Raw genomic sequence first — 2,712 nt, forward strand, 5'->3', positions numbered from 1 at the left:
CCGAATATTTTTGGTACGACCCGTTTAATCCAGAGGATTTTGCCGGATTTAGGTTGCACAATGGCGTCTATCAGCCTTTAACTGAAGATGAACAAGGACGACTAATTAGCGAAAGATTAGGATTAGCCTTAGTTCGTTGGCAAGGGGTCTATAAAAATAATGTTGATACTACTTGGTTACGTTGGGCTACTAATGACGGAATTGTGCTACCTACTGCTGAAGAAATAGCAGTGCAAGCTCAAGAAGAAGCAGCTCAAGCTCAAGAAGAAGCAGCTCAAGCTCAACAACAAGCTACTCAAGCTCAAGAAGAAGCAGCTCAAGCTCAACAACAAGCTACTCAAGCTCAACAACAAGCCGCTCAAGCTCAACAACGAGCTGAGCAACTGGCTGCTCGCTTACGAGCTATGGGAGTAGATCCTGATCAAGTTTGAAGCGATCTCGCAACGGATTGGTGTAAGCATTGAGCGGTCAGCGGTTAGCACTCAACCCTTGGCCAGTGGCTGACCGCTGATAGCTGATATAGCGCTACGCGCCAGGCAAGAGGCAAGAGGCATGCATGCTAAAGCTTACTAAGCACCTAAACAAAATTAATTGGGTGCGGCTCTTTTAGGAATACGCTATATTACAAGTACACTACATACTTCTAACCCTTTCTATATTTAGATTTAAGTTTTCTAGGCTAAAGGGATAGAATTAAGCGATCGCAAAAAAATGAAACGCAAAAACCCCATTTCAATGTGTAATACGATAATACAAAAAAGATATTATCTTGTTTTTCACTCTTTGAGCGAGACTATTTTGAGCATGTCTCAAGCATACAATTCTTTTTATGCAAGGATTTCATACTTTATGCAAAAATACAATTTTTATTTTCAAAAGAGCCGCACCCAAATGATAAATGAATACCCTTTGATATCTGTATTTCATCCGATGAATTTGTAACGACACCAGCGTGAAGCACTATATTTGTATCCCCTTTGTGTTTTTCAAAAATTGGGATGCTCTCCATCCTTGCTATTGATGGCAGCAGATTCAGTGACATTCCTGAGAGTTCCTAGGTAAGTCACGTAAGAAGTACCACCTGTGCCATAACCCGTATTATTCTTGTCACCCGGATTAGATATGTACTTAGGAATCATTTTGAAATGACTGGTTCGCATCAAAAGAATATTTCCAACACAGTTATTGTAAGCTCTTACTAAATCTGAAGAACCATTTTCTATCACAAAGCTCCTTACTTGGCTCTTCTGATAAATTTCCTCCAAGAACTTTCTATGAGGGGCTGGCATATAGTTTACAAAATCATAGTAGTCTTTTAAAATCAAATCCACAGGAATAGATTTTTTTTCGTTAAGAATTTCTCTTTGTACAGGATCCAGAGACATACAACCCATAATCCGGTCTAAGAAAGGCATCGCGCTGCTTTGAGAACCTGTTTCTCCTCTGAGAGCTGAAGCATTAATCTCAGTACCTTCATAAATAAGCTCAACGTTATTGTTCCACCCTTTGAGAAACTGCCTGATGTGTTTTCTGAAAACTTCAGCAGACACGATATTCTCTGTCGTCATGAAGACATCTTTCATGTTAACAATGGTGTCCGCCATTTCTCGTAAGATAATAGCCAGAGAAACCGCATCTCTTTCTTGTGCTAGCTCCATCGCTTTTATACCTTGTTTATAACACTCTCTAGCTGCTGCTTCATAGGCTACATGAACAGTGATGAATTGGTCTTCATCTTGTCTCCCTGAAAAAGTCACAAGACTTCTAAGGTTGTTTGTCGTAAAATCTCCGTTTGGATCTAGTTTTCTCCAGTTTCTTAAGACATAATCAGCATAATTGAGTATTGGTGGTTCCTCCAACCTTTCTGAAATCTCAACAAAAGGAATAGCAATCTGTGCTGGAAGAACTGTTCGGGGTTCAGATTCGCCTCTATAGATGGGTTCCCAAACATAAGCTTGGGCTATCATTCCTAGACAAAGTTTGGCATTATTCAGATGAAAATCCTCTAAAGAAGTTGTATCTATCTGAGGCATTTTATCTACCTCTATTCCCACTTCTCCAATGGGCAAAATATTTGGAAGATTCTGAGCTATTTCTCTCCAAACATAATACTGATCAGGCCAAAAATCCAAGGACTCTAAGGTTTCAGTCAAGAATCCTTTTTCTATTATTTTGTCTTTGAAATCAAACATTATTGGATTTTTCTACTAAAAATAGTTTAAACAATATGTATTATAAACCTGATTTAGAGCGGTTTAAATATTTTTATTTTTTTTTTATATTGCTCTTTCGAGCTCATTGGTCAGGGTAAGCTCATCTATAGCGTTTCTTATAGCTATGAGGTACAGAGGATTGTTTCCCTATTACCTATTACCTCTTATCTCTTACCTGCTCCGTTCGCACCTCAAGCAGCGTCGGCTTTGGCGAAAGCGTGGCCCACGGCCTCAGTCCCTGCTCCCTAAAAGCCAGAACTTTGTACCTCATGACTATGATTGCTGGTTCTTCAGTACCTACTATGCTAAATTTATAGTTTACCCCCCCCGAAAAGCTTACTGTGTAAGGGTTATGAGGCTATTTAACCATAAATTTTTCCAATATAGCTGCCTCTTCCTCCTGCTCCGAAGTCCCTGCTCCGAACGCGCCCCGCGTGGCCTACGGCCTCAGTCCCTTTGGCAAAGTGTTAATTTAGCATAACAAGTACGGAAGAGCCAT

Annotated in this window: 1 protein-coding gene and 1 pseudogene; one reads left to right on the forward strand and one right to left on the reverse strand. The window is 40.1% G+C overall.

The window, feature by feature from the left end; genetic code table 11:
• Positions 1-431 (forward strand): annotated as a pseudogene (locus F6K37_RS37545) (Uma2 family endonuclease); the annotation flags it as partial.
• A gap of 555 nt (positions 432-986) precedes the next feature.
• Here F6K37_RS37545 and F6K37_RS37550 read toward each other — a convergent pair.
• Positions 987-2,192: a PrnB family protein gene (locus F6K37_RS37550; protein WP_287256111.1), complete on the reverse strand. Its 1,206-nt coding sequence runs from the start codon at positions 2,190-2,192 to the stop codon at positions 987-989.
• Positions 2,193-2,712 lie beyond the last annotated feature (520 nt).

The sequence above is a fragment of the Moorena sp. SIO4E2 genome, assembly GCF_010671945.1.
GTDB classification, from domain to species: domain Bacteria; phylum Cyanobacteriota; class Cyanobacteriia; order Cyanobacteriales; family Coleofasciculaceae; genus Moorena; species Moorena producens.